At 40.7% G+C, this 2216-nt stretch carries 2 protein-coding genes; one reads left to right on the forward strand and one right to left on the reverse strand.

The features are described from left to right. The coding region (locus CXF78_RS20985) for an MHYT domain-containing protein (RefSeq protein ID WP_257984973.1) at positions 1–1117 on the reverse strand (1117 nt) is incomplete at its 3' end. Positions 1118–1793: 676 nt separating this feature from the next. Here CXF78_RS20985 and CXF78_RS20990 point away from each other — a divergent pair. Next, the coding region (locus CXF78_RS20990; protein WP_145991609.1) for an AMP-binding protein at positions 1794–2216 on the forward strand (423 nt) is incomplete at its 3' end.

Raw genomic sequence — 2216 nt, forward strand, 5'->3', positions numbered from 1 at the left:
TACCGGGAATATTAGTAATAAGTGAGCGAAACTGAGCTTCGCTTTTAATCAACGCACGTTGCATTTCAATACGGTGACGTAAGTCATTTATGTACATCACAAACAGGCTTTTACCTTCAATGCACGCATGGCCAATTGAAACTCTAACTGGAATGGTCGTACCGTTAACATGTAGCGCTTCTACATCGCGGCCAGTACTTTTTTGTTGCCCTATGTTGTTGGTAAAACTGTCTAAACGGGCGTTAAACTCATCGATAAATGGACTCGGGATAAAGTCACGAATATTTTGATGACATACATCTTCAAGTCGCCAGCCAAGAAGTAATTCTACCGCTTGGTTGCCGCTTTCAATACGGCCTTTAGCGTTAAAGGTAATGATACCGTCAACGGCGGTACTAATGGTCGCGCGATAACGTGCTTCAGTTAATTTGGCTAGGTGTAACGAGGCTTGGTATTTCATCAACATGTTGACGGCTAATACCAATAAAATAATCACCACAGTAATCGTGGCAACTGCAATGCCTAAATACAGTGACATCATTTTGGTTTGTGCAGAAAATTCAAATCCGGGTGGGCGGACAAAACGAGCCGCAGCCATACCGATGTAATGCATACCGGAAATTGCGCAGCCCATCACCATCGCTGCAATCGCATTTTTATGTAAATCACTTAATGCAAAACGACCTAGATGGTTCAAGCTAAAACGTATCCACAGCGCGAGAATGGCCAAAATAATGGCAATGATTATTGATAAACCAAAATAGAATAAGTTGTAACGAAGTAGGGGAGCCATTTCCATGGCGGCCATGCCGACATAATGCATGGTGCCAATACCTGCGCCAGTCAATATACCACCCACCACAAATTGGCTTAGCTTTGGTTTGGTTGTGGATATGACATTTAAGGCTACCCAGGATGCTGCAATGCTGGGAATAAAAGATAACGCGGTTAAGCCGAAATCATAGCTCACCGGAGTACATAAGCTGAATGCTAACATGCCAATAAAATGCATTGACCACACACCGCCACCAAGCGCGATGCTGCCACAGCTGGTGAGTAAGTGTCGTTTAAATTTATTGAGTGTTAATGCTGCTTGCGATGCGACTTGTAATGCCATAAACGAGGCAAATATTGCGATAGCTATGGATATGCAAACAACTATAAGTTGAAAATCACCAACGATTAATAGGCTTTCATCTGTAACAGTAAAGAGTGTGCGGATTGTATTAAGCATAATAATTAGATGAATGTCACTTTTAGATAAGTATAAGGAAGCTATCGGCTTGGAATTAAATAACATCAGTATTTGTTCGATTTTTAACTAAAGACTGCGCTAGATCAATGTTTAAATGATTTTTCGCGAGTTATGGTTAATGGTTTTGTGTTTTTTACTCCCATTCTGTAGTTAACTTACAGGGTGTTGTTGTAATAATGCTAATCGGTTGTGGTGTTTGAGTGTTTGGGTGTTTTAGTTTTAACTATGATTAATTTTTACAATATCGGCTATCGCTCCAATTATTCTTTTGGTTATCACTCCAGCGTGTTGTTCACTTTTGTGTATTGTTTTTAGCGGCGCTAATAAATTGGCGCTAATAAATTGGCACTAATAAGATTGCTCAAATGCCATCATTAAACCGTTATTGATAAAAATGAATGCGTTACTGTTAATATTAGCCTTTGCTGTAAACATTACTCACCATGCCTCTTTAGTCTAATGCAGTGCTTTTTTACTTGTGAGTCAGGCCGTTAATTGGTTAGCTTGAGCATGACGAAACACATGCAAGGAGGCTTTAATGGTCAAACAACATCAAGCACAACTACCGCTTACCCAAAGTGAATATCATGGTGTCACCTCAACGACGCTTACTGATAAAACCATTGGTCAATATTTTGATGATATTGCCAATGCTTACCCAGACAATCTTGCGGTAGTCGTTCATCATCAACAAATCCGTTGGAATTACCGTGAGTATCAAGCAAAGGTTGATGCGCTTGCCACTGGTTTGTTAGCGCTAGGTATTCAACCAGGGGATCGAGTCGGAATTTGGTCTCCTAACAATATTGAGTGGTGTTTAACCCAATTTGCTACGGCTAAAATTGGCGCCATTATGGTGTGTATTAATCCGGCTTATCGGCCTGAAGAGCTAGAATACTCCTTGAGTAATGTGGGTTGCCGAGCAGTCATTTGCGCAGATAAATTTAAGTCCAGTGATTAC

The sequence above is a fragment of the Shewanella sp. 11B5 genome (assembly GCF_002836795.1).
GTDB classification, from domain to species: domain Bacteria; phylum Pseudomonadota; class Gammaproteobacteria; order Enterobacterales; family Shewanellaceae; genus Shewanella; species Shewanella frigidimarina.